Below are 20,826 nucleotides of genomic sequence, written 5' to 3'. Positions count from 1 at the left end.
GACTGATTTTTTTTGACGTAATTTCAGTTGAAATTGGCGCCGACCTGCATCAAGTCTGCTATGACATACATTCCGAAGCGTTGAATACGGGGACATATGATGGGGACCTTGAAGTCGGTCTTTTTAAGACGTGCCTGCTGTGCGGTGTTGGGTATTGCCATGATGGCGGCAGTCGTGCCGTCGCCAGCAAAATCGGCGGATGTTACGCCGGTCATGCCTTTTGAAAAGTACTATGCCGACCTGCGTGGTGATGGAAAGTTTTTGCGCTTTAACGCGTTTTCCGGCGACATTCCGGGAAAACGTATCAAGGCGCTGCTGCGGTCTGGCCAAGTTGTTGGTGACCGTGTTCTTCTTGCCGAAGACGTCGCAGTTTATTTCCCGGATGGCTATATCGTTCAATCGCAAGCACGGTTTGGTAAATATATCCCGAAACGGGGTATTCCTGCCGGTTCTGTGGTGAAAGCCGATCACCTGATGGAAAATCCGCGTTACGCGCTTGTGAAGAATTTCGATAAGATTTTGGGCAAAGAATGCGCGCGTAGCGAATACGCCAATGGCTTTGCTGCTCTTCGCATTAAGCGCGATGGTGTGATGTCGCTGGTTCTTGAGACCTCTGGGCTTTATGACCCTCTGGTCGATGAACAGACAACCACCTATACCGTCACCAGTGCTGTTCAGCCGGTCTTTATCGGCAATCAGGGCTTGATGCCGGAATTGCTGGCGCAATGCGGTCGCGGTTAATCCAGCGACGCATTCAAAAGTAAGATCGCGTAAGATTTAAGGCACCGGATATTTCCGGTGCCTTTTTTGTTTGGGGCGTTTGGATTGTTTTGGTCGTTTGTGCCGATGGGGGCCTTTAATCGGATCATCGATGCCGATGCATCACACGATCAGTCGATATGCCAGTCGGCAGGGAAAAGGCGGGGGATTTCAATCGCCGGGCAGCGGTCCATCACAACTGTCAGGCCCGCTTTGTCGGCCTTTTGGGCGGCGGGGACATTGATCACGCCAAGCTGCATCCAAACCGATTTGGCCCCGATATCGATTGCGTCATCGACAACACCAGCCGCATCGTCACTGTTACGGAAAATATCGACCATATCGACGGGCTTTCCAATGTCGGCAAGCGTTGCCACAACGGTTTGACCGTGAATTTTGTTGCCAGCCTGACCGGGATTGACCGGGATAACGTCATAACCATGGTCAACAAGGTACTTTAAAACGCCGTTGGATGGGCGTTCAGGCTTTGGGCTTGCGCCGACAAGGGCGATGGTTTTGGTCGCACCAAGCAGGGCTTTGATCGCATTATCGTCCGGATTAGAAAAATCAGTCATCTGTCACATCCGTCATTTGCAAAACCTATTCGTGCCTTGAAGGTATATGATATTTAACGCTTCGCAACTCGACCATAGGTGCGTGCGTGTGTCATCGGACGAAGGATCGCGGTATCCTCGCGGAAAGTTGAATGCGAGTTTAGGTGACGTATGGTGTGAAACGCGGTTGTTTGACGGATAACTTCATTTTGACGGACATGATTGACGGAACCGATTGAATGTATCCTTGGATTGATCCTTCTGGTCGCTTTTCCTTTTTTAAGCTTACGGTCTTTGTGGCGCTGATTGTGCCGGGGATTGTTTTGCTGTGGCCGGTTGTACTTCAGGGTGGGGCGACAATCCCGGTGAAGGAAGCGATCCTGCAAAGCGGGGATTGGACGATCAGGATGCTTTTGATTTCGCTTCTGGTGACCCCGCTTCGCCGGATTACGCGGTTTTCAAAATTGGTACAGGTGCGCCGCCAAATCGGGCTTGCGGCTTTTGCCTATGCCATCGTGCATTTGTCCCTGTATGCGATCAGTCAAAACTTGGATGTTATCAAAATCGTCAGCGAGATTTTCTTGCGGATTTATCTGACCATCGGCTTTGTCGCGGTTGTCGGATTGGCGATCCTCGCGGCAACATCGACCAAGGCCGCGATGCGTAAACTCGGCGCAAAATGGACCCGGCTGCATAAGGCAAGTTACGCGATCGCCATTTTGGGAACGGTGCATTTCTTTATGCAGTCGAAAATCGATGTCAGCGAAGCCACCCTAATGGCTGGCTTCTTTGTGGCGTTGATGCTGTATCGCTTTGTTCACTGGCGCGGATGGTCTTTGCGCAATGTTATGCCGCTTTTGGCGGTATCCGTGCTGGCGGGCCTTGCAACGGCGGGGATTGAATATGCCTGGTACGCGCTGGCGACCGGCGTCCCGGCGGACCGTGTGTTTGCCGCCAATCTTGAATTTATGTGGCCGCCGCGTCCGGCCTGGACTGTTTTCCTGACCGGGCTTTTCATGATTGTCGTGTGTCAGTTTGGCCGCGACGGCGCCGCGCGGGTTTTGATCGGCAATGTGATCGCGCGGTTGCGCGGTGAGCGGTTTAAACCGCAGCACTCGCGCGGCGGGTAAGGGCGGTTAAAAGCCCGGCACCGATCATAACTGCACCACCGGTTCGGGTAAGGCGGCGCATGGCCGTGGCATTGCGGAACCGTTCACGCAAGGCTGATGCCATCACAGCCCAAATCGCAACATTGATTGCCGCAAGGGTGACAAAGGTCGTTGTCATGATGATGAACTGCGGCAAAACCGGGCTGCTGGCGGTTACAAACTGCGGCACAAAGGCGATGAAAAAGACAATGCCCTTGGGGTTAAGTGCGGTGACGATGTAGGCCTGCAAGAACATCCGCGTTGGACGGTTGCGTTTGGCATCGGGATTGTCTTCAAGTGCCGCGGGTTTTTCCCGCCACATCTTAATGCCCAGATAAATCAGATATCCCGCACCACAAAGTTTTAGCACGGTAAACGCTGTCGCCGAGGTCGCCAGCAATGCGCCAGCCCCGGCAAGCGAGATCGTCATGGCGGTCAAATCGCCCAGCGCAACGCCGGGCACGGTGGCCCATGCGGTTTGGCGTCCCTTGCCCAAGGCATAGCTTACGACAAGCATGATGGTCGGGCCGGGAATGGCCAGAACAATCGCGCAGGCGACAACATAGGCAAGCCAGATTTCAATCGGCATATCGGAACTCCGGTGCTTGGGTTGGGATTTGGCGCGGGGCAGCGGCGATATATCAGGACGTCTTAATTTAACTATTCATCTGGCGCGAGAATTGGTCAAGCGTTTGGGATGTAAAAGTCAGCGACACCAGATTGCAAAGAGCGGTGATGCATCAGGGTGATTGGCGACAAAGAGTGAAGTCTCTACCGCCAGTCACAGGTCTTTCTTTGGGATGTCACCGTAAGCCGGAGCACACGTTTATTCGTGACGCCAAGTGGGATGACGTTTTTCGACAAACGCGCCGATGCCTTCGCGGGCGTCATGTTTTTGCATATTGTCGGTCATGACCTTGGACGCATAGGAATAGGCATCTGATAGCGGCATTTCGAGTTGCTTGTAAAAGGCCTGCTTGCCTGTTTGCACCGTCATGCCAGAGCGTTCGGCGATGCCGTGTGCCAACGACTTAGTTACGTCATTTAGATCCGCATCATCGGCAACATCCGATACCAGCCCCATTGAAAACGCGGTTTGCGCCGTAATCGGATCGCCAGTGAGCAACATGCGCATGGCGTGCTTGCGCGCGATATTGCGGCTTAATGCAACCATCGGGGTGGAGCAAAATAGACCGATATTGACCCCCGGCGTGGCAAATTTGGCCGATGTGCTGGCGACAGCAAGATCGCAACTTGCGACAAGTTGGCAGCCGGCCGCGGTCGCCATGCCATGGACTTTGGCAATGACAGGCTGGGGCAGGGTGACGATGCGCAACATCAAATCACTGCATTGGGAAAACAGTTCGGCATGTTTGTCACAATCTGAAATGCCGTTCATTTCCTTAAGGTCGTGGCCGGCGCAAAAGACAGGACCCTCGGCGGCCAAAATCACGCAACGCACGGTGCGATCATTGGCGATATCGTCAAAAATAGCGTGAAGGGCGGTCATCATGGCCCGTGAAAGCGCGTTGCGACGCGCCGGATTTGTCAGCGTTACCGTGGCGACCCCATCTTGATCATTTCTGGTCGCAAGGGGCGCTTGGTTGCGGTCTTCAGACATTATAATCCTCCCATTAAATCGCGCATAAGTAGTTATTGTTATTTCCTTATACATATCGACGTAGTAGAATTGCACGTAACAGATAAAAAATAAAACATTTCAGGACGCTATCTAGGGTGGCTTGCTGCCGTATCAGGTGGGTGGTGGAAATGGACAATGATAAAACGCGTAAACCGGGCCGGGCGCCAGGTCGTTTTGTGGCAAGCAAGGTAATTGCCGAGACGCCGCGTGCCGTTAAGCCGGTGGCGAATACACCGATTAAGCGGTTTGACCGAACCGATACAATCGAGCGCGATCTTGAACGGTATCGCGCGGACGCCCGCGCACGCTTGTTGCGCAATGGATTTGATATTCCACCTTATCTGATGCCCAAACCAAAACCTGCTGAGGATGAAGACGGCAACCCTGTTGAGTTTGAGCCTGAGGACGTGCGCGATATCAGAAGCGGTGTCATGGCAGGCCCCAAACCAGCCCCATTGGCCAATGAAAAAAATGCATCGATTGGCAGCGTGCGGGCTGCCCCACATCCAGGTGCTGCCAAACCATCACGCCATGTGCATGTGAAGGGTGGGCAGGCGCAAATGCTTCATCACGCAGCGCAGCAGCCCCACAGTGCGCATGCCGGATCGGAGTTACGCGATGATGTTGTCGGGCAAAGTGCCTATCAGGATTACCTTGATAGTTTGCACGGTGGTCCAACCCTTCTTGAACATATGCGAAGCGACGAGGCCCCGGTTCGAGGGCGCGTTGATGATTTAAAAACGGCAGCAACCGCAACGTCACGCATTGATCTGCCAGATAATTCCGCGAACTGGGTATCGCGCGATGGGCATAGCCCGCATCCCCTTAATCGTCCGCGTCCCCCGAAACGCCAGCCGCGCTCAAAACGCAAAAGCCGTAAGGGCAGTGCGATCAATTGGAACAAGGTTTTGCCGAAGTTCGCGGCTTATATGATTGCGGCGGTCTGCGTGGGTTATGTTCTGGTGCTGACGCTTAATCAGTTTAACGCGATTTTGCATAAATAATTTTGCCTGTGCCGCTTTGCGGGGCTTTTGCAAACCGATCCTCATCCCCATTTAAATGACGACGATGCCAAACGTTCGCATGTTCGGCACCAAAACATTTGCGCGTTGCGAATGGGGTGGTGCGTGTGTGCGGTACAGACGTGTTGGCATTGCGGATTTAAACGGGGCACTAAATCTCGTCTTGATCCGGCGATATAAAACAAACACCGTCACAGCGTGGCGGATAAAAAAGATTAACTCTTGGTTGGGGGCGGCATTCGGTGCTGCTTGGTCGTTTGGTATGACAGGTGACGCAAATGGTCCACATGCCACAGATGTGCCAGACGCCAAAGGTGCGTCAAATGTTCGGCGTGCGGTTTATCTTCCAGAGAACCGCCATCATTGGGTGACCAATGACGAAGTCAAAAAGCCAATGATCGATATCCTGCGCGGGCCGGTTCGGCCCAAAATTCCGGCGCCCAAAAACGATGAGACAGGCATCACGTCTGCGGAATGGATGCGGACATATCTTCCGCGGATCGGCGCAACCGCAATTGTGGTGATCGTGATTTTGGGGCTGGTTGCCATAATATATACCGATCTGGCGGCTCTCTTCTGAATGTAAAATACTCGGCGCTGTTCGGTCTTTTGGTTCGTTGTGCTTTGGTCGAAGGCCTGGTCGGCTAAGGCCTGTAAATATTGACGTTAACGTAAACGTTATGTCAGTCTTGTGGCCGATGATCAAAGATGTTGCAGCAAACAAGGCAGCACAGCAGGGAGACACCCCAATGAGCCCGTCCCAGACAGATATAAAAAGCGCCGATTGCGCCCCAAAGGGGCAGGGGATTACCCCCGCCGACTTTGACGCGATTATGCGCGAAAAGGTGCCATTTGTTGGCGATATGGGGGTTGTCACCGAACGATTGACCGATGACAGCGCGTTTTTGCGGCTTCCGTTTAAGGAGCGTTACCTGCGGCCGGGGAATGTGATCACGGGGCCTGCGATTTTTGCGTTGGCTGATATTGCGCTTTATGCCGTGGCGTGGTTGGTGGTGCCCAAGGCCGATTTGGCGGTAACGACTGAGGCCACGGTTCACTTTCTGTCTGGTGCAAAACCGGGTGATTTGATTGCCGAGGCCAAGATTCTAAAAGCGGGCAGGCGGCTTTTGATTGCGGAATGTCACATCCGGTCGGCGGTTGACGACAGTCTGTGCGCGCATGTGATTGGCACGTATGCGATGCCACCTTCTGTGTGATCGACGTGAAAAATGCATAAATTCGTGTGGTAAAATAATACCGCGACTATTAAGTCTTTGATTTAAAATGAAATATTCCTGTTGTTTTCCTGTTGAATGCTGGCATAATGCGCCGACTTTCAACGAGGGACGTTTCCCTCCGTGGAACCCAGTTTTCGAGTATTGAAATAATGAAAACCTTCACTGCGACACCGAGCGACATCGAGCGCAAATGGTTCGTGGTCGACGCTGAAGACGTCGTCCTTGGCCGCCTTGCTGCCGTTGTTGCCAATCGTCTTCGTGGTAAACACAAAGCGATGTTTACCCCGCACATGGACTGTGGCGATCATATCGTCATCGTCAATGCTGAAAAAGTTAAACTTACCGGCCGTAAACTTCAGAACAAGAAGTTCTATTGGCACACCGGTTACCCGGGCGGTATCAAAGAACGTACCATGGACAAGCTCCTGAACGGTGAGCATCCGGAACGCGTGATCATCAAAGCTGTTGAGCGTATGATGTCCCGTGGCCCGCTGCGCAGCCAGGTTCTTTCCAAGTTGCACGTCTATGCAGGCACCGAGCATCCGCATGACGCTCAGAAGCCGGAAGTCCTCGACGTTGCGGCTATGAACGAAAAGAATAAGCGGAGTGCTAAGTAATGGCCGAAACTAAAACTCTTGAAGATCTCAAGGATCTGGCACAGGGCGGCGAAACCGCTGCTGCTGCAGAAGGCACCCTGCCGGAGCCGAAGATCGACGCACAGGGTCGTTCCTATGCAACTGGCCGTCGTAAGAACGCAATTGCACGTGTCTGGATCAAACCGGGCTCAGGCAAAGTCACCGTCAATGGCCGCGAATTCGAAGATTACTTCGGTCGTCCGGTTCTGCGCATGGTGATCAACCAGCCGTTCACCGTCACCGATCGTAAAGATCAGTTCGACGTTGTTTGCACCGTTAACGGTGGTGGCCTTTCTGGTCAGGCCGGTGCCGTTCGTCACGGTATCTCACGTGCTCTGACCGCCTTTGAGCCGGCACTGCGTCCGTCGCTTAAAGCTGGTGGGTTCCTGACCCGTGACTCACGTGCAGTTGAACGTAAAAAATACGGTCGTGCTAAAGCACGTCGTAGCTTCCAGTTCTCGAAACGTTAATTCGTTTCCGGGCAGCACGCCCAAAATTGTATTGGAAAAGCGCCACCATCGAGTGGCGCTTTTTCTGTTTGTGGAGTGATGTTCGGTGGGCATGCCGTCAGGATGTCGTCTCGTCGCAAACCTCATAAAAAAGCGGAGTCTTCATCAAGGAAGACACCGCTTTTTTATTTCATGTTGAGAGACGTAATATTGACTGTCGCGTTACTGCCAGCGGTCTGAGAAGTCGCGCGGGATCATCAGAATGTCGCGATCTACCTTGGTCACGTCAGTATGTCCGCAAAGCGCCATGGAAACTTCAAGTTCCTTCTGAATAAGCTCAAGCGATTTGGTGACGCCTTCTTCGCCCATGGCCCCAAGGCCATAGATATATGCGCGGCCGATATAGGTGCCCTTTGCACCAAGGGCGAGGGCCTTAAGGACATCTTGGCCAGAGCGAATGCCACTGTCGAGATGGACCTCAATCTTATCGCCAACCGCGTCCATGATGGCGGGCAATGCCCGAATTGAGGACAGGGCGCCATCAAGCTGGCGTCCGCCATGATTGGATACGATGATCGCATCTGCGCCAACATTGAGCGCCTCACGCGCGTCGCGTGGATCAATGATCCCCTTGATGATCAAGGGGCCATCCCACATTTTCCGGAACTCGCGGATACGGTCCCAATCAAGCGATTGATCAAAAGAGTTTGCTGTCCAGGTGCTCAGCGATGAAGGGTCTTCAACACCCTTGGCATGTCCGACAATGTTGCCAAAGAAACGGCGCTTGGTGCCGAGCATGCCCAGCCCCCACTGCACCTTCGTCATCATGTTGGCGACGGATTTCGCGGTCAGTTTGGGTGGGGCTGAGAGGCCGTTTTTCAAATCCTTGTGGCGTTGTCCCAGCATTTGAAGGTCCACCGTGATGACAGCTGCCGAGCATTTGGCCGCTTTCGCCCGATCAAACAGGCGCTTCATGAAGTCGTCATCTTTGAGTGTGTAAACCTGCAGCCAAAATGGCTTGGATGTATGTTCGGCGACATCTTCGATCGAGCAGATCGACATGGTCGACAAGGTATATGGTACGCCGAACTTTTCAGCCGCACGGGCGGCCTTTATCTCGCCGTCCGCGCATTGCATTCCCGTCAGTCCGACCGGTGCAAGGGCGACAGGCATAGAGACATCCTGACCGATCATCTGGCTTTTGGTTGAGCGTCCTTCCATATCGATTGCCACGCGCTGACGCAGGTGAATATCCTGAAAATCAGTGGTGTTTTCACGGAATGTCTGCTCAGTCCAGCTCCCCGATTCTGCGTAATCGTAGAACATGCGCGGCGTGCGTCGTTTGTAGATACGTTTGAGGTCATCGACACAGGTGATCACTGGCATGAGTTCAACTCCGAATAAAATGCACTTAGCATACGAATACCAGTTGCAGAAGTTATCGCAAACTGAATTTAAAATCAGCTTCTTAGTAACTTTTTCCATATGCCGGAAGGCGGGATGGCGTTATTGTTATTGCGGAATTTCAAAAAAGAAATATGGGAAATTCCGTACCGTGTGGTAACAACAAATATCCCAAGGGATATTTTTAAAATTTAAGGTGTCATCCAATGGTTCGAAATATGCGACGAATTTTCAAAACATAGCTATTTGAACCTCTGTTGGATTTCCCCGTTATTTGTGAAGGGCCGCTAATGGAGCGGTCTTTTTTTTGTGCCAAATTCAAAGTTTGGCAATGACCAGAACCCGAATGAAAGGGACCCCCGATATGCAGTACAGAAAGCTGCACGACGCCGATCTTGATGCCGCAAACGCATTCCTTGCCAACCATGCTGCCACCAGCATGATTTTGCGCGGAAATTTGCGAACTGCCGGTATCGAGCGACGCCGTCATCCGCTTTCTGGAACTTATTTCGGGGAAGTTGCCAAGGATGGCAGCATTTCAGCGATCGTTGCGATCTTTGGCAATGGCAACGTATTTGTTCAGTCGGGCGATCACGCGACCATTCCGCGTAATCTGACCGCCGCATTTTTGGCCGATACGGTTCAACCCATTGCCGGTGTCTTGGGCGATGCTGATCAGGCGTTAGATATGATCGATCAGCTCGGCCTCAAGGATGCGAAATTCTCGCTTAATGCGTCGGATGTGCTTTATCGGCTTGATCTGTCCGATCTCATTGTGCCGGTGAATGTCCGGTCCGACAGTTTTCAGATGGTTGATGCCGAACGCCTTGACCGCCGTACGCTGCTTGGGTGGCTTCGTGATTACGAGATCGAGGCCCTTGGCGCACAAGATACACCAGCACTTGATAGCAAAATCGCTTCGCGCGTGGTGAATGCGCTTGATGCGCGCTGCATGTGGGGCCTGATTGTGGACGGAAAACCGGTCAGTCTTTCTGGCTTTAATGCCCAATTGCCCGATGTCGTGCAAGTTGGTCCGGTTTGGACGCCACCGGCGGAGCGATCAAACGGGTACGCCCGGATTTTGGTGGCGAAAACTCTGTTGGCAGCACGATCTAACGGCGTTCAACGCGCCATCTTGTCCACCGACAGCGAAGCGGCGGCAAAGGCGTATGAGGCCCTCGGTTTTACGAAAATCGGGCGTTATCGCCTCGCATTTCTGGAAAGCCCGGTGAAGCTTCAAGGTCACCTGATCCAGGAATGTGCCGTTTAAACGTCTGTGCCTGAAGGGCCGGGTTGAAACTGTGCATCGGCTTATCTCATCCCGTCAGCAAGAGAGCCTCTGCTGGCGGGATGGGGTTTCACCATACTGAAATAAGATCACAAGGTTGTTTGCGCTGGGCGGAAATCAGATGCGCTTGGCAGCACGAGGAAGCCCGGTTAGGCTTGCTGGTGATGAGAAATCACACCGTATGAATTGAGCGAGGTCGTCCTGAAACGTCATCTATTGCATTTGTCGCGTTTGCTTTCGGTTCTGCCGGTATGCGTCTTGCTGCTGGCAGGGGGCAAAGTGGCGCGCGCGGCAAGTGATGATCAGGTGCTGTATCGGTTTGAAGACCGGGCCTTAACGCTTGGTCGGTATGGCGCGGTATCGGTGTTTCAGCGCAATCTGTTTGTTGCGGCGGCAAAGTGCCAAGGTGGCCCGGTTGCGGTGTATGGCAAGCCCGACGGGATCGTTGGGGCGAAAACCCGCCAAGCGATTATTGATCTTCAGCCGTGTTTGAATTCTGCGGTGCGGGCCGCGGTTGGCGCGCCAAGTTTTGGGGCGATTACAGGTGGGCTTTGGCGGTTATTGATGCCGGCGAACATGGCGCCACCAGATGCGATTGAACGGGCCAATCAACTGACTTTTGCGCTGGAAGGGACCGACTATGACGTCATCCAGTTCAACTTTTGTCAGTCCAAAAATCCGCGCAGTGGCAAACGATTCCTTGAAGGCGATCCTTATTGTCATACCAATGATCCGCGTGCCTATCTGACGTGGGGGCCACGCGGGGCGACGGCCGGGGCAGGGGCGGAAATACAGCAGATTATCTTTGCCGCGGAGCGTGCCAATCCGGGCTTGTTGAAATCGGTATTTGGCCCCTTGACCGAAGACATGCATCGTTTGGCCTTGGGCAATAATGATGCGGCGTTTGATATCCTGTGTTCGATCTGGGTCGATGATGCGCAACGTAATGATTTCAAGGCCCGGTTTGCGGCCTATGGCGCGCGTGACGAAGTGCAGCGCGCCTATCGCCAGGTGTATGACGCGGCGAATGCTGATGGCGGAAAAATTGCGCGGTTTTTCAAATTGTATGCGGAAATTCGCCCGATCATTGGACGCGATCCGACTGAAATCGATCTGGCGTTTTTTATTGATCGCGCCACCCATGGATCCGTGCCGCCGGGCGATATCAGCCAGCTGGTAAAACAAATGACAAGCTTTGCGACCCGCACCCGCAAATTGCCAAGCCCAGGAGAGTTGCGTAAGCAATTGGCCGCGTGGTTGCCGAGCCATCATAAATATAATGACCGACTGGCACGCGATGCGATTTTCCTGATCGATGATCCAAACATCACATTGTCAGACGCCCATCGCCGCATGTGGCAACAACGATCCGGCCTTAAAGCCAGTGACTTTGGCCTGTCTGATCAGCGGTTTGTTGCAAGCTATCCAGTCGCGGCGCCAACCGGGTACGAGAAAATCGAAAAATTCTATACCGTGCTGCCCGAAGATAAGCGCGCCTGCCCAGCGACGGTGCGACGCGCGAGACGTAAATAAGTCGGCTGTTGCGTTGAATTTCAGAAGGTATTTAGACGGTGTTGATCGCCCTTCTGAATAGCCATTAGATGATCAACGCGTGATCCATGTCATTTCGGCATGGGGGAATCTGCGAATGTGGGATGGATTTGTCGCCTAAATGCTTGCATCTAGGGGGCTTGTTTGCCAACATCCGCTCGTTATCAAGGCCCTGATGTTGTTTGGGGCACGCCTTTAGGAGCAAGATTTAAAATGAGTGACGTTAAGGTCAAAGTCGGAATTCTCGGTGCCAGCGGATATACCGGGGCGGAATTGGTTCGTATTCTTGCGCACCATGAAGCTTCTAAAATCACATTGCTGACCGCAGACCGACGCGCCGGACGTCAGTTTGGGGAAGTTTTCCCGCATCTTGCCCATATCAATCTGCCGACCATGATCAAGATCGAAGATGCGGACTGGTCGACTGTTGATGTTATTTTCTGTGCGCTGCCGCATGGCACGACGCAAGAAGTGATTGCCGGTCTGCCCGACCATGTCAAAGTTGTCGATCTGTCGGCTGATTTCCGGTTGTTTGATCCGGAAACCTATCAGGAATGGTATGGCGCGGAACATGCCGCACAGGATTTGCAAAAAGAGGTCGTTTATGGCCTGACCGAGCTGCATCGTGAAAAGATCAAAAAAGCCCGTGTCGTGGCCAATCCGGGCTGTTATCCAACCCCGGTACAGTTGGCGTTGACCCCGCTTTTGGAAAGCAAAATGGTGCATGCAGATGACATCATCATTGATGCGAAATCCGGTGTGACCGGTGCAGGACGTGCGCCCAAGGAAATGACGTTGTTTGCCGAAGTGACCGAAGGCATTCATGCCTATGGCACGGGTGGGCACCGCCATGCACCAGAGATCGAGCAGGGCCTTGCATGGGCATCGGGCAATGATGTTGTGGTCAACTTTTCGCCGCATCTGATGCCGATGAGCCGCGGTATTTTGGAATCCATCTATGTCAAAATGACCGATGGCACGACTGCCGAAGACATTCAGGCAGCCCTTGCCAAACGCTATGCCGATGAGCCGTTTGTTCGCGTTCTGCCGTTTGGTGCCACGCCGCAAACCCGCCACGTGCGCGGGTCGAACTTTGTTCTGATGGGCGTTGTTAAGGACCGTGTACCGGGCCGTGTGATCATCGTCGCGGTTGAGGACAATCTGGTGAAAGGCGCATCTGGCCAGGCCGTTCAGAACATGAACGTCATGATGGATCTGCCTGAAACCATGGGCCTTGAGATCGAGCCGCTGTTCCCATAAGGGGCGGATAAGGTTTCAAAAGACACTTAGAAGGGCGCATTCAAATTGGATGCGCCCTTTAAGTTTGGGCTGTCGTGTGCTTGAACGTGCACCGGTTTGATGTCGTCCGTAAAATGCGTCGGTTGGATTTTTCAACGGAAAGCTTTCGCATTTCCCACGTTAGAATTTAAACTGATGCCCCATTGAGAACCGTCAGTATTTAAGGAAGGTCAAGTGACCATGCGTTTATCTTATCGCGGGGTTTTGCCCACCATCGACGACACCGCATTTGTTGCCCCGAATGCGACGATCATAGGCGATGTGGAAATCGGGGCCGAGACCGGTATTTGGTTTGGCTGTGTCATTCGCGGGGATGTGCATGAAATTCGTATTGGGTCGCGGACCAATATTCAGGACCTGACCATGGTGCATGTCGCCAAGGGCAAGTTTGGCACATATATCGGGGATGATGTTACGATTGGTCATTCGGCAATCATTCATGCCTGCACACTGGAAGATAGAAGCTTTGTTGGCATGGGGGCCACTGTGATGGATGGCTGCGTGATTGAACAGGGCGGCATGCTTGGTGCGAATGGATTATTGTCACCGGGAAAACGCATTCCGGCCGGGGAGCTTTGGGCGGGTGTCCCTGCGCGCAAGGTGCGTGATTTAACCCAGGAAGAGATCGAATTTTTCAAAGTGTCGGCAGATCGTTATGCCGATCTGGGGCAAGAATATAAAACGTCGATCCCCAAAGATCTGGCTTAACCGTCTTTGGAATGTATCTAAAAACACGTTTGAACTTGTGGTATTTCTGATTAGTACCGGTAAACGGGAACGTCATCTTTACATGACGATGCGTAAAATGAAGGAGCCTATGGCTCCTAAATATGAAATCCGGCATGCCTGCGAAATGCGCAGATACGACCAGCATGACACGGATCGTAAGGAGTGGTTGGATAATGGGCGTCAGGCTTTTAATGCTTGGCCTTTTGGCGTTGGTGATTGCGTTTGGCGCCAAGGTGCCAAGTGTATCGGCCAAACCAATGGTGGCGTGCGATCGTCTGCTAAGTGTGCGGGCGTCCGAAGCGTATGCGCCTTTTAGCATGAAAAGCGTTGGCGGGAGTGCTGTTGGCTTGGACAATACGTTCATCGCCCGTGTGCTTGACTCTATTGGGTGTAAATATCGCTTTGTGTTTTTGCCCTGGAAGCGGTCGCTCTATGCGATCAAAACGGGCGATCTTGATATTTTGCCATCTGCGTCCTTCACCAAGGAACGAACCGCCTATGGTTGGTTTTCCAGACCTTATCGTAATGATGTCAGCGGGTTTTTGGTGCGTCGCGGCGAAGCGCGTAAATTCAATATCCACGATCTTGATGACGTCGTGAAATATGATCTTCGTATTGGTCACGTTCGCAGTGCCTATCGCGGTGAAGAGTTTAAAAAATTCGTGTCCAACCCTGAAAATCAACAACATGTGATTGACCTTCCGCGTGCCGAGATGGGCATCAGTTTATTGATTAACGGTCGCATCGACATGCTGATCGGGATCCCCGAAGCATCTTATATGCAGGCGAAAATACGCAGTCTGGACGATAAGGTGGAAATCCATCCGTTTGTTTTGGGCAAAGAGCCGGTGCGTTTGATGTATTCACGTCAAACGATGAGTCCGGAACTTGTGCGTCGTATAGATGACGCCATTGAGCGTGAAACCAAGTTCGCCTGGTACCGCGACCTTTACGGCGAAAAGGCCGTCACCGCCAATTAACCAAGCTAACTTTTAAGCTGACTGTAACCGCTATCCTGACCGCGCTTGTCACTGTGCGGGTTCTGTATTTTAGACGGCGAAGTATCGTTCTTGCGGATCAGTGGTTCATGCGCTAGCAAGGGGACCAATTGATCCTTGAAACTTGCCGCGCGCCACCACGCCCGGTCACAATAAGCGGAACCGGGAATATGATGCGTTGGCAGGCAAACGTCCTGATTGTCTTTGTCGCCCTGATTTGGGGGACGACCTTTATTGTTCAGCAAACCGGCATGGAAAATATCGGTCCGCAGTATTTTACGGGCGTGCGTTTCCTGCTTGGTGCGTTGGTGGTGTTGCCATTTGCGTTGCGCGAGTTTCGCAAGATCAAACGCGAAGGGCGTTCGCTTTCGCGCGGTGATATGTTTGGACTGCTGGCGACCGGCATTGCCATGTATTTGGCCAGTATCCTGCAGCAAATCGGCCTGATGATGACGACGGTAACCAATGCCGCGTTTCTGACCGCATTTTACGTGCCGACAGTCCCGGTTTTGGCATTTCTTGTATTTCGTGCCCGCCCGCATTGGTCGGTTTGGCCCGGCGGGGCGATGTGTATCTTGGGCACTTATATGCTAAGTGGTGGGAACCTTTCCGCCCTTGATGCCGGTGATTTTTGGGTCATGAGCAGCGCGCTGTTCTGGGCAACACAAGTCGTTTTGATCGGGGTGATGGTCAGCCGAACCAACGCGCCAGCATTGGTTTCGACAACCCAGTTTGTGATCGCTGGTATCTTGGCGATGGTGATGGGCGCCATGACCGAGACGTTTAGTTTTGCCGATATTTACAATGCCGGGTTTGAAATCCTGTATGCCGGTATCATGTCGGTTGGGCTTGCATTTACTCTTCAGGCGGTTGCGCAAAATTACACCGAAGCCGCCGACGCAGCCATTATCATGAGTGCCGAGGCGGTCTTTGCCGCCATCGCCGCTGCTTGGTTCCTGGGGGAGCGTCTAGCACCGGCGGAATATGCCGGATGCGGGGTTATTTTGGCCGCAATTGTCGGTGTGCAGCTTTTGCCAGTGATGGGGCGCCGCCGCCGTGTGGTTGTGTGAAAACCTATGCCGTTTGCGGCTGGGTTCTTGGGATTAAAACATCAGAACTATCTGGGGTAGACGGGGAAACCGCGCCAAATTGCGAATAAATGTTAGTGGTCACCATTGACTTTTATCAAAGCAAAAGGCAATCCTGCCGGGTAAATGATAATCATTACCGATTTCATTTGCGTAACAACCCGTCTTTTCCCGATGGTTTTATCAGAAGTAGCTGACATGCGTGTTTCCCGTCTTTGCCGATCTAAGTTCGTAAAATCAGGCCCCGCTGCCATGGCAGTTGCTGTGTTAACGGTGGCGGGGACGGGCGGTGCTGCCCTTGCCGCGGGATCAAATTCCCAGCAGGAATTTTTGCATCACTTGGTAGATGGCCATTCGGTCCGCGAAGTGGCGTCGGCATCCGATAACACCGGTGATAGCCCGTTTGCCGATAAGGCCGAATTGGGCGAGGCGCTGTTTTTCGATACCAGTCTTTCGGCAAATCGCACGGAATCGTGCGCGTCTTGTCATGATCCGTCGACCGCGTTTCGCGATCCGCGGTTTGATGTAGCCAGAGGGGCCTTTTCGCAAGGTGATGATGGCAAAAGCCTTGGCGATCGTAATGCGCCAATGGCGGCCTATGCGATGTATTCACCAGCCTTTCATGTGCGCCCCGACGGTGTTGCCGTCGGTGGACAATTCTGGGACGGACGTGCTGCCGATTTGGCCGAACAGGCCGGTGGCCCGCCGCTAAACCCGATTGAAATGGGGATGGCGGACAAACCAACCCTGATCGCGCGTCTGAAAAGTGATGCGGATTACGAAGCCGGGTTTAAGGCGCTGTTTGGGGATGATGTCTGGTCCGATAATGACGCAGCCTATCTTGCGATGACCCAGGCGATTGCCGCGTTTGAACAAACCAAAGAATTCGCACCGTTTGATAGCAAATATGACCGGTACCTGCGCGGGGAATACAAAATGACCCCGACAGAGGAACTGGGTCGGGTTTTGTTCTTTTCGCAGCAATTTACCAACTGCAATACCTGTCACATGCTTAAAGAAAGCCCAACCGCCGAGGGCGAGACATTCACCAATTACGAGTTCCACAATATCGGTGTACCGCGCAACGTCGCGACCCGCAAGGAACTTGGCAAGGATGTTAGTTTTACCGATAACGGATTGCTTGATAACCCGGCGATTGATGACGAAAGTTACAAGGGCAAATATAAAACCCCGTCACTGCGTAATGTCGCGGTGACAGGGCCCTATATGCATAACGGTGTGTTTTCCGATCTGGAAACCGTCATTCGATTTTACAACAAGTACAACAGCAAGGCGAAAGCCAACCAGATCAACCCGGAAACCGGCAATCCGTGGGGCGATCCGGAAGTGGCAGATACCTTGTCGCTTGATAAGCTAGAGCAGGGCGATGCGCTTGATGAAAAACGCATCAAGGCGCTTGTCGCGTTCCTGAAAACACTGACCGACAAACGTTATGAGCCGCTTTTATCCGAGCAAAAATAGAGCGGTAAGCCCCGGGACGTTCAGTCCCGGAGCGTGAGATGCTACTTTGTGCTGTTTTTGATCGTGTCTTGAAGAAAACCGATGTCTGCTGTGCTGGCCTCCTTGAATAGGAAGCTGAAATCCGATGCCAATTCCGTGTGACCGGCGATGTTGCCGTATTTGTGGCACGAATCGCAAGATTGGTCCTGTACATAGGTTTCCATGGTCGTATTGGCGACGTCGAGATTACCCTCAGAAGTGAAGCTTCCGAAGTACAGCGGCGTTGGTGCGTTTGGTCCGGGCGCATATTGGGGGGGATTAGGTGACTGATCCCACAAAACATTGACCAACTGATAGTACTGAAAGACCGATTTTCCATTGGTTGCCTGAGATATTTGATCCTGAACATCTTGGTTCAATGTGGCAATCGGGCTGGCAATTGGTTGTTCGCGAACAACCTGCACTGGGACGTCCATATCAAATTTATGTTCGCAGACTTCATTGCCCGATTGCGTGCTACACACAATCCGCGGGGCATTTGGTTTGCAGGTATCCCCCGGGCCTTTGCAGTCCTTATTGTAAAAGGAATAGCCATAAGGGTGGTGCGGATTTCCATTTGATGTGGGCACGTTGTCGATTTGCTCAAACGTGGTCCAAATAAAATCGGGGAAGGTCAGGGTTTTGTGAATGATATGAAGACCAACCAACCCGATTACTTCCGAGGCACAATCACCTGTTTCCGGATCTTTAACCCATGCCGTCGATGTGAGATAGCGGCTGAATTGTTCTGGATGATCGGTCAAAATACGCCAAGCGGCCTTTAGCTCGAATGATCCCAGTTCTTCCTGGGCTTGGGGGGCTGCCGGCGGTGTGATCAATTGTTTTCCGCTTGGTAAGTTCAGGCCGAATGGATAGCTTTTGCCGGGCACTTCGTTCTTGGCAACCATGAGCTGGGTCTTGGCATCAAAAAGGCCATTCTCGACGATATAGTCGAATTCGGCTTTCCCAACTTTTTGCTCAAAGAAAATCAGGTTTTTATTCTGATCCGTAAGCCAACCCCCGGTGGCCTCCATGATCGATAGTGAAGGGGTATCATCAGAAGTAGCAACCGATGTTCCCTTCATATGTCCATCGTGATCATTATCCTTTGATGTGCTTTGAAGAACGTGCAACGGGGTTGAAGCCAACAGCATGCCAGTGTCGGAACTTGCCTTGCATCCAGTAGGCTTGGGCATTGGAACACCCCAGTCGTCCGGCTTTGCGGCATAGGGCTTGAAAATATTCGATGGGCTCATAAAGCTGGCCCACACGGTTGACATGTCGAGTGGCTTTTGGGGGGCGGATGGTACGCCCCAGTCGGAAAACTTCGCCGTGCGGTCTGGTTCGCCAGCCTTCGAGGGGGTTTGTGGCCATCCGCTGTCGACCGGCCAATTGAGTGCTATAAACATCTGCCACGCATAGCAATTTACTGTGGCCTGGGTCGGCAACAGTGCATACATATCACTGGTAAGGAAAAGGGAGTTCGTCGGGTCAACGATCAGCTCGCAAGACGAAGCTGCCTTTGCGCTATGGTTCTGCGCGGGAAACCCTGCAAAAAATACGCCTATCGCAAGCAGTATTAATCCGCGTATTGCGGGCGGCCTCCAATGAGTGTTCAATAATTTACACATGTTTTGTCCCCTGATTACGGTCTTTGGGCGCGGCATCGACAAATGCGCGGCCGCGCCCGGATATAGATTTTCTGCTGTTTTTTCAGCTTGCGTCTATTGCCCCCAAACCAGCAGCCCACGGATGGTCGTCGGCGGATGGATTTTTCGGTTCTGATGGGTTTAGGACCCGTAATTTAACAAGGCCGCTTTCGGCGTTATCGGCGACGGTAACGTCGATGATAAAGGCTTGGGTATCGCCTGCGTCGGTTTTGCCCGGTGTCGGGGTGCCGTTTTTCAGATATTCGACAACGTTTACGGTAATGCTGTCGCTTTCGAATTGGATGCGTGCATTGTCAACAGAGGTGTCATTGCTCGCACCGTGTACAACAAGGGCGAATTTATGCGTTGTTCCGGGGACAAGACAGCCGGGTAGATCGCTTGGCGACTGGCCATAAAACAGATCAATTGGCAACATCTGCACAGGGGCAGGTTGCACATGGTTCGCGCGGGTTTTAACGCACCCTTTTTCGCCTTCGGTGGGGGCAATACCATTCCCGGTGGCGGAAAGCGCGATCTTGAAGTTTTCGGCAATTACCCCGGCATGGGTCAGTGGTTTGCCATTGATCGTACAGTCGTTCAATGCGAAGCCAGCATCCTCGGGAATGGCGAAAACGACCTGAAGAATTTGATCTGTTACCTCGTCACCCTGCTTGGTATGGCCGCGCGTGATATTCCAGTATTTACCGATGTCTTCGTTGTTCGGACCTTTCCAGTTTGTAAAGTCGACCGGGTTTTGGATATACAGCCCGATCGGGTCGGTAAGGGATATCTGAGTCCTCAACGCGACATTATTTGCAAGTTTACCAATGTGCGGGTCCGAGTTGCGGTATGGCTGGCCATATTGTGCGCAGCAAATCAGTTCCTGTTGATTTTTCTGCGCACCGCGATTGATGGTGGCCGCCGCAGCAAGATAAATCTCGGCGCTAAGGGTATTGGGACCGGATGTAAGATGCATGGCGCCGCCACTCTTGCCGGGTACGCGTTTGGTGCCGTAGTTCCACTTGTTCAAGGTGTCATAAGCGGGGCGTCCTGTTGTCGCATCTACGACCGGGTCGCCTTTCTTTGCGCCGTTGGGCTGATCATCGGTATAGCGTAGATACAGGTCTTCAAGTTTGACAGCCGGATCAATGTAAAGCTGATAAAGTGAGAGAACAGCTTCTGGATTGATCTGCCACATTGTGAGGAAATACGCCGGATTTTCACAGGTGAACATAACGCTGCGCATCTTTCCGTCCGCGTCATATTCAATCGACCATTCGCAGTATTCGTCCAACCACCCGCGCGGGCCTGAAGGCGCGAAGGGCGCGAATTTACCCTGCCAGTCAATTTCAGGGCATAGGGTTGCCGGGATGTTCAAGATATCTGACGTGCCGCTTGGGTCATAGAGCTTGTAAGTGGTGCCTTTAATCTCAATCTCGCCGGTATCTGCAAGATCGAGAATCTGTTCGGTACTTAAAGGTGATCCACCAAGTTGCGGATTGGCAACGGCTTGTGGTGTCGTGAAGAACTGTATTAGGCGGTTGGGAAATGGCGTCCAGTCAATCGGCACATCGACACCTGCCCCATACCCAGTAAGCAACGGATTGAAATAATCACTGCGCGGGGCGTCATTCACAGACGTCCAAGGGTTGCCGATAATTGCCATTTCAGTCCAGCCGGTGACATTTGTATTCCACGCTGAGCAGAATGGTGCGAGGTCATCCTCCATTCCGATTTTTTTGAAGTCTTTTGCTGCTTGCTGTGCGGGGGGGGTAAATTCTTTGAAGCTGTTCGACATGATTACCATTCCTGTAGTAGTTGTGTTGTTGATAAAGTTGCTCCGAAGTCATGGTGTTCTTGTGCTGCGTTTTCA

At 52.6% G+C, this 20,826-nt stretch carries 21 protein-coding genes; 14 read left to right on the top strand and 7 right to left on the bottom strand.

The window, feature by feature from the left end; genetic code table 11:
* The first annotated feature begins 99 nt into the window (after positions 1-99).
* Positions 100-741, top strand: coding sequence for a hypothetical protein (locus HCZ99_RS13470; RefSeq protein WP_254869602.1), 642 nt, complete (start codon positions 100-102; stop codon positions 739-741).
* Between the two features lie 149 nt (positions 742-890).
* Here HCZ99_RS13470 and HCZ99_RS13465 read toward each other — a convergent pair whose 3' ends face one another.
* A complete protein-coding gene (locus HCZ99_RS13465; protein ID WP_167447497.1) occupies positions 891-1,334 on the bottom strand; it encodes a CoA-binding protein in 444 nt (147 codons plus the stop codon).
* Between the two features lie 218 nt (positions 1,335-1,552).
* Here HCZ99_RS13465 and HCZ99_RS13460 point away from each other — a divergent pair, with 218 nt between their 5' ends.
* On the top strand, positions 1,553-2,443 hold the full coding sequence (locus HCZ99_RS13460; protein ID WP_167447496.1) for a sulfite oxidase heme-binding subunit YedZ: 891 nt from the start codon (positions 1,553-1,555) through the stop codon (positions 2,441-2,443).
* Here the strand turns inward: HCZ99_RS13460 and HCZ99_RS13455 are convergent.
* Together HCZ99_RS13455 and HCZ99_RS13450 are read right to left on the bottom strand one after the other, a co-directional pair.
* A complete protein-coding gene (locus HCZ99_RS13455) occupies positions 2,415-3,050 on the bottom strand; it encodes a LysE family translocator (protein WP_167447495.1) in 636 nt (211 codons plus the stop codon). The two genes, HCZ99_RS13460 and HCZ99_RS13455, sit on opposite strands and share 29 nt — an antisense overlap.
* Before the next feature lie 237 nt (positions 3,051-3,287).
* The gene (locus tag HCZ99_RS13450) at positions 3,288-4,082 is read right to left on the bottom strand and encodes an enoyl-CoA hydratase (protein WP_167447494.1); all 795 of its coding nucleotides are present in this window, start codon (positions 4,080-4,082) and stop codon (positions 3,288-3,290) included.
* 149 nt (positions 4,083-4,231) lie between these two features.
* Here HCZ99_RS13450 and HCZ99_RS13445 point away from each other — a divergent pair, with 149 nt between their 5' ends.
* From HCZ99_RS13445 to rpsI, 5 genes are all read left to right on the top strand, one after another.
* Positions 4,232-5,107, top strand: coding sequence for a hypothetical protein (locus HCZ99_RS13445; protein ID WP_167447493.1), 876 nt, complete (start codon positions 4,232-4,234; stop codon positions 5,105-5,107).
* A 280-nt stretch (positions 5,108-5,387) separates the two neighbouring features.
* Positions 5,388-5,705 (top strand): hypothetical protein, encoded by a 318-nt coding sequence (locus tag HCZ99_RS13440; protein ID WP_167447492.1) that lies wholly within the window; start codon positions 5,388-5,390, stop codon positions 5,703-5,705.
* Positions 5,706-5,874: 169 nt separating this feature from the next.
* A complete protein-coding gene (locus tag HCZ99_RS13435) occupies positions 5,875-6,342 on the top strand; it encodes a PaaI family thioesterase (RefSeq protein WP_167447491.1) in 468 nt (155 codons plus the stop codon).
* A 170-nt stretch (positions 6,343-6,512) separates the two neighbouring features.
* A complete protein-coding gene (gene rplM, locus HCZ99_RS13430) occupies positions 6,513-6,980 on the top strand; it encodes a 50S ribosomal protein L13 (RefSeq protein WP_033067260.1) in 468 nt (155 codons plus the stop codon).
* Positions 6,980-7,468, top strand: coding sequence for a 30S ribosomal protein S9 (gene rpsI / locus HCZ99_RS13425; RefSeq protein WP_167447490.1), 489 nt, complete (start codon positions 6,980-6,982; stop codon positions 7,466-7,468). Before rplM ends, rpsI begins: the two co-directional genes overlap by 1 nt.
* A gap of 201 nt (positions 7,469-7,669) precedes the next feature.
* Here the strand turns inward: rpsI and HCZ99_RS13420 are convergent, their stop codons facing one another.
* Entirely contained in the window at positions 7,670-8,833 is a 1,164-nt protein-coding gene (locus HCZ99_RS13420; RefSeq protein WP_167447489.1) for an alpha-hydroxy acid oxidase, read from the bottom strand.
* Between the two features lie 382 nt (positions 8,834-9,215).
* On the opposite strand from HCZ99_RS13420, the gene HCZ99_RS13415 reads away from it, so the two are divergent.
* The 6 genes from HCZ99_RS13415 (at position 9,216) to HCZ99_RS13390 (ending at position 15,786) form a co-directional block, all read left to right on the top strand.
* Positions 9,216-10,121, top strand: coding sequence for a GNAT family N-acetyltransferase (locus tag HCZ99_RS13415; protein WP_167447488.1), 906 nt, complete (start codon positions 9,216-9,218; stop codon positions 10,119-10,121).
* 204 nt (positions 10,122-10,325) lie between these two features.
* Positions 10,326-11,672 (top strand): hypothetical protein, encoded by a 1,347-nt coding sequence (locus HCZ99_RS13410; RefSeq protein ID WP_254869601.1) that lies wholly within the window; start codon positions 10,326-10,328, stop codon positions 11,670-11,672.
* A 231-nt stretch (positions 11,673-11,903) separates the two neighbouring features.
* The gene (gene argC, locus HCZ99_RS13405) at positions 11,904-12,950 is read left to right on the top strand and encodes an N-acetyl-gamma-glutamyl-phosphate reductase (RefSeq protein ID WP_167447487.1); all 1,047 of its coding nucleotides are present in this window, start codon (positions 11,904-11,906) and stop codon (positions 12,948-12,950) included.
* Positions 12,951-13,169: 219 nt separating this feature from the next.
* Entirely contained in the window at positions 13,170-13,697 is a 528-nt protein-coding gene (locus tag HCZ99_RS13400; RefSeq protein ID WP_167447557.1) for a gamma carbonic anhydrase family protein, read from the top strand.
* A 194-nt stretch (positions 13,698-13,891) separates the two neighbouring features.
* Positions 13,892-14,698, top strand: a complete 807-nt coding sequence (locus tag HCZ99_RS13395; RefSeq protein WP_167447486.1) for a substrate-binding periplasmic protein — start codon at positions 13,892-13,894, stop codon at positions 14,696-14,698.
* A 188-nt stretch (positions 14,699-14,886) separates the two neighbouring features.
* Entirely contained in the window at positions 14,887-15,786 is a 900-nt protein-coding gene (locus tag HCZ99_RS13390) for a DMT family transporter (protein ID WP_167447485.1), read from the top strand.
* 92 nt (positions 15,787-15,878) lie between these two features.
* On the opposite strand, the gene HCZ99_RS20825 is transcribed toward HCZ99_RS13390, so the two are convergent.
* Positions 15,879-16,004 carry a hypothetical protein gene (locus HCZ99_RS20825; protein ID WP_303047844.1) on the bottom strand — a complete coding sequence of 42 codons (126 nt, stop codon included), beginning with the start codon at positions 16,002-16,004 and terminating at the stop codon, positions 15,879-15,881.
* Between the two features lie 52 nt (positions 16,005-16,056).
* On the opposite strand from HCZ99_RS20825, the gene HCZ99_RS13385 reads away from it, so the two are divergent.
* Entirely contained in the window at positions 16,057-17,286 is a 1,230-nt protein-coding gene (locus HCZ99_RS13385) for a cytochrome-c peroxidase (protein ID WP_167447484.1), read from the top strand.
* Between the two features lie 41 nt (positions 17,287-17,327).
* Here HCZ99_RS13385 and HCZ99_RS13380 read toward each other — a convergent pair whose 3' ends face one another.
* Both HCZ99_RS13380 and HCZ99_RS13375 read right to left on the bottom strand, forming a co-directional pair.
* Positions 17,328-18,935 carry a hypothetical protein gene (locus HCZ99_RS13380; RefSeq protein ID WP_167447483.1) on the bottom strand — a complete coding sequence of 536 codons (1,608 nt, stop codon included), beginning with the start codon at positions 18,933-18,935 and terminating at the stop codon, positions 17,328-17,330.
* 82 nt (positions 18,936-19,017) lie between these two features.
* Positions 19,018-20,751 (bottom strand): hypothetical protein, encoded by a 1,734-nt coding sequence (locus HCZ99_RS13375; RefSeq protein ID WP_167447482.1) that lies wholly within the window; start codon positions 20,749-20,751, stop codon positions 19,018-19,020.
* Positions 20,752-20,826 lie beyond the last annotated feature (75 nt).

It is taken from the genome of Thalassospira lucentensis (assembly GCF_011806425.1).
GTDB classification, from domain to species: Bacteria; Pseudomonadota; Alphaproteobacteria; order Rhodospirillales; family Thalassospiraceae; genus Thalassospira; species Thalassospira lucentensis_B.
This window is presented reverse-complemented; position numbering and strand designations above follow the sequence as displayed.

Bases quoted from the DNA above. Each gene is read 5' to 3' on its own strand.
- HCZ99_RS13470 (WP_254869602.1), top strand. From the start codon at position 100: ATGGGGACCTTGAAGTCGGTCTTTTTAAGACGTGCCTGCTGTGCGGTG.
- HCZ99_RS13465 (WP_167447497.1), bottom strand. From the start codon at position 1,334: ATGACTGATTTTTCTAATCCGGACGATAATGCGATCAAAGCCCTGCTT.
- HCZ99_RS13460 (WP_167447496.1), top strand. From the start codon at position 1,553: ATGTATCCTTGGATTGATCCTTCTGGTCGCTTTTCCTTTTTTAAGCTT.
- HCZ99_RS13455 (WP_167447495.1), bottom strand. From the start codon at position 3,050: ATGCCGATTGAAATCTGGCTTGCCTATGTTGTCGCCTGCGCGATTGTT.
- HCZ99_RS13450 (WP_167447494.1), bottom strand. From the start codon at position 4,082: ATGTCTGAAGACCGCAACCAAGCGCCCCTTGCGACCAGAAATGATCAA.
- HCZ99_RS13445 (WP_167447493.1), top strand. From the start codon at position 4,232: ATGGACAATGATAAAACGCGTAAACCGGGCCGGGCGCCAGGTCGTTTT.
- HCZ99_RS13440 (WP_167447492.1), top strand. From the start codon at position 5,388: ATGACAGGTGACGCAAATGGTCCACATGCCACAGATGTGCCAGACGCC.
- HCZ99_RS13435 (WP_167447491.1), top strand. From the start codon at position 5,875: ATGAGCCCGTCCCAGACAGATATAAAAAGCGCCGATTGCGCCCCAAAG.
- rplM (WP_033067260.1), top strand. From the start codon at position 6,513: ATGAAAACCTTCACTGCGACACCGAGCGACATCGAGCGCAAATGGTTC.
- rpsI (WP_167447490.1), top strand. From the start codon at position 6,980: ATGGCCGAAACTAAAACTCTTGAAGATCTCAAGGATCTGGCACAGGGC.
- HCZ99_RS13420 (WP_167447489.1), bottom strand. From the start codon at position 8,833: ATGCCAGTGATCACCTGTGTCGATGACCTCAAACGTATCTACAAACGA.
- HCZ99_RS13415 (WP_167447488.1), top strand. From the start codon at position 9,216: ATGCAGTACAGAAAGCTGCACGACGCCGATCTTGATGCCGCAAACGCA.
- argC (WP_167447487.1), top strand. From the start codon at position 11,904: ATGAGTGACGTTAAGGTCAAAGTCGGAATTCTCGGTGCCAGCGGATAT.
- HCZ99_RS13400 (WP_167447557.1), top strand. From the start codon at position 13,170: ATGCGTTTATCTTATCGCGGGGTTTTGCCCACCATCGACGACACCGCA.
- HCZ99_RS13395 (WP_167447486.1), top strand. From the start codon at position 13,892: ATGGGCGTCAGGCTTTTAATGCTTGGCCTTTTGGCGTTGGTGATTGCG.
- HCZ99_RS13390 (WP_167447485.1), top strand. From the start codon at position 14,887: ATGATGCGTTGGCAGGCAAACGTCCTGATTGTCTTTGTCGCCCTGATT.
- HCZ99_RS20825 (WP_303047844.1), bottom strand. From the start codon at position 16,004: ATGTCAGCTACTTCTGATAAAACCATCGGGAAAAGACGGGTTGTTACG.
- HCZ99_RS13385 (WP_167447484.1), top strand. From the start codon at position 16,057: ATGGCAGTTGCTGTGTTAACGGTGGCGGGGACGGGCGGTGCTGCCCTT.
- HCZ99_RS13380 (WP_167447483.1), bottom strand. From the start codon at position 18,935: ATGTGTAAATTATTGAACACTCATTGGAGGCCGCCCGCAATACGCGGA.
- HCZ99_RS13375 (WP_167447482.1), bottom strand. From the start codon at position 20,751: ATGTCGAACAGCTTCAAAGAATTTACCCCCCCCGCACAGCAAGCAGCA.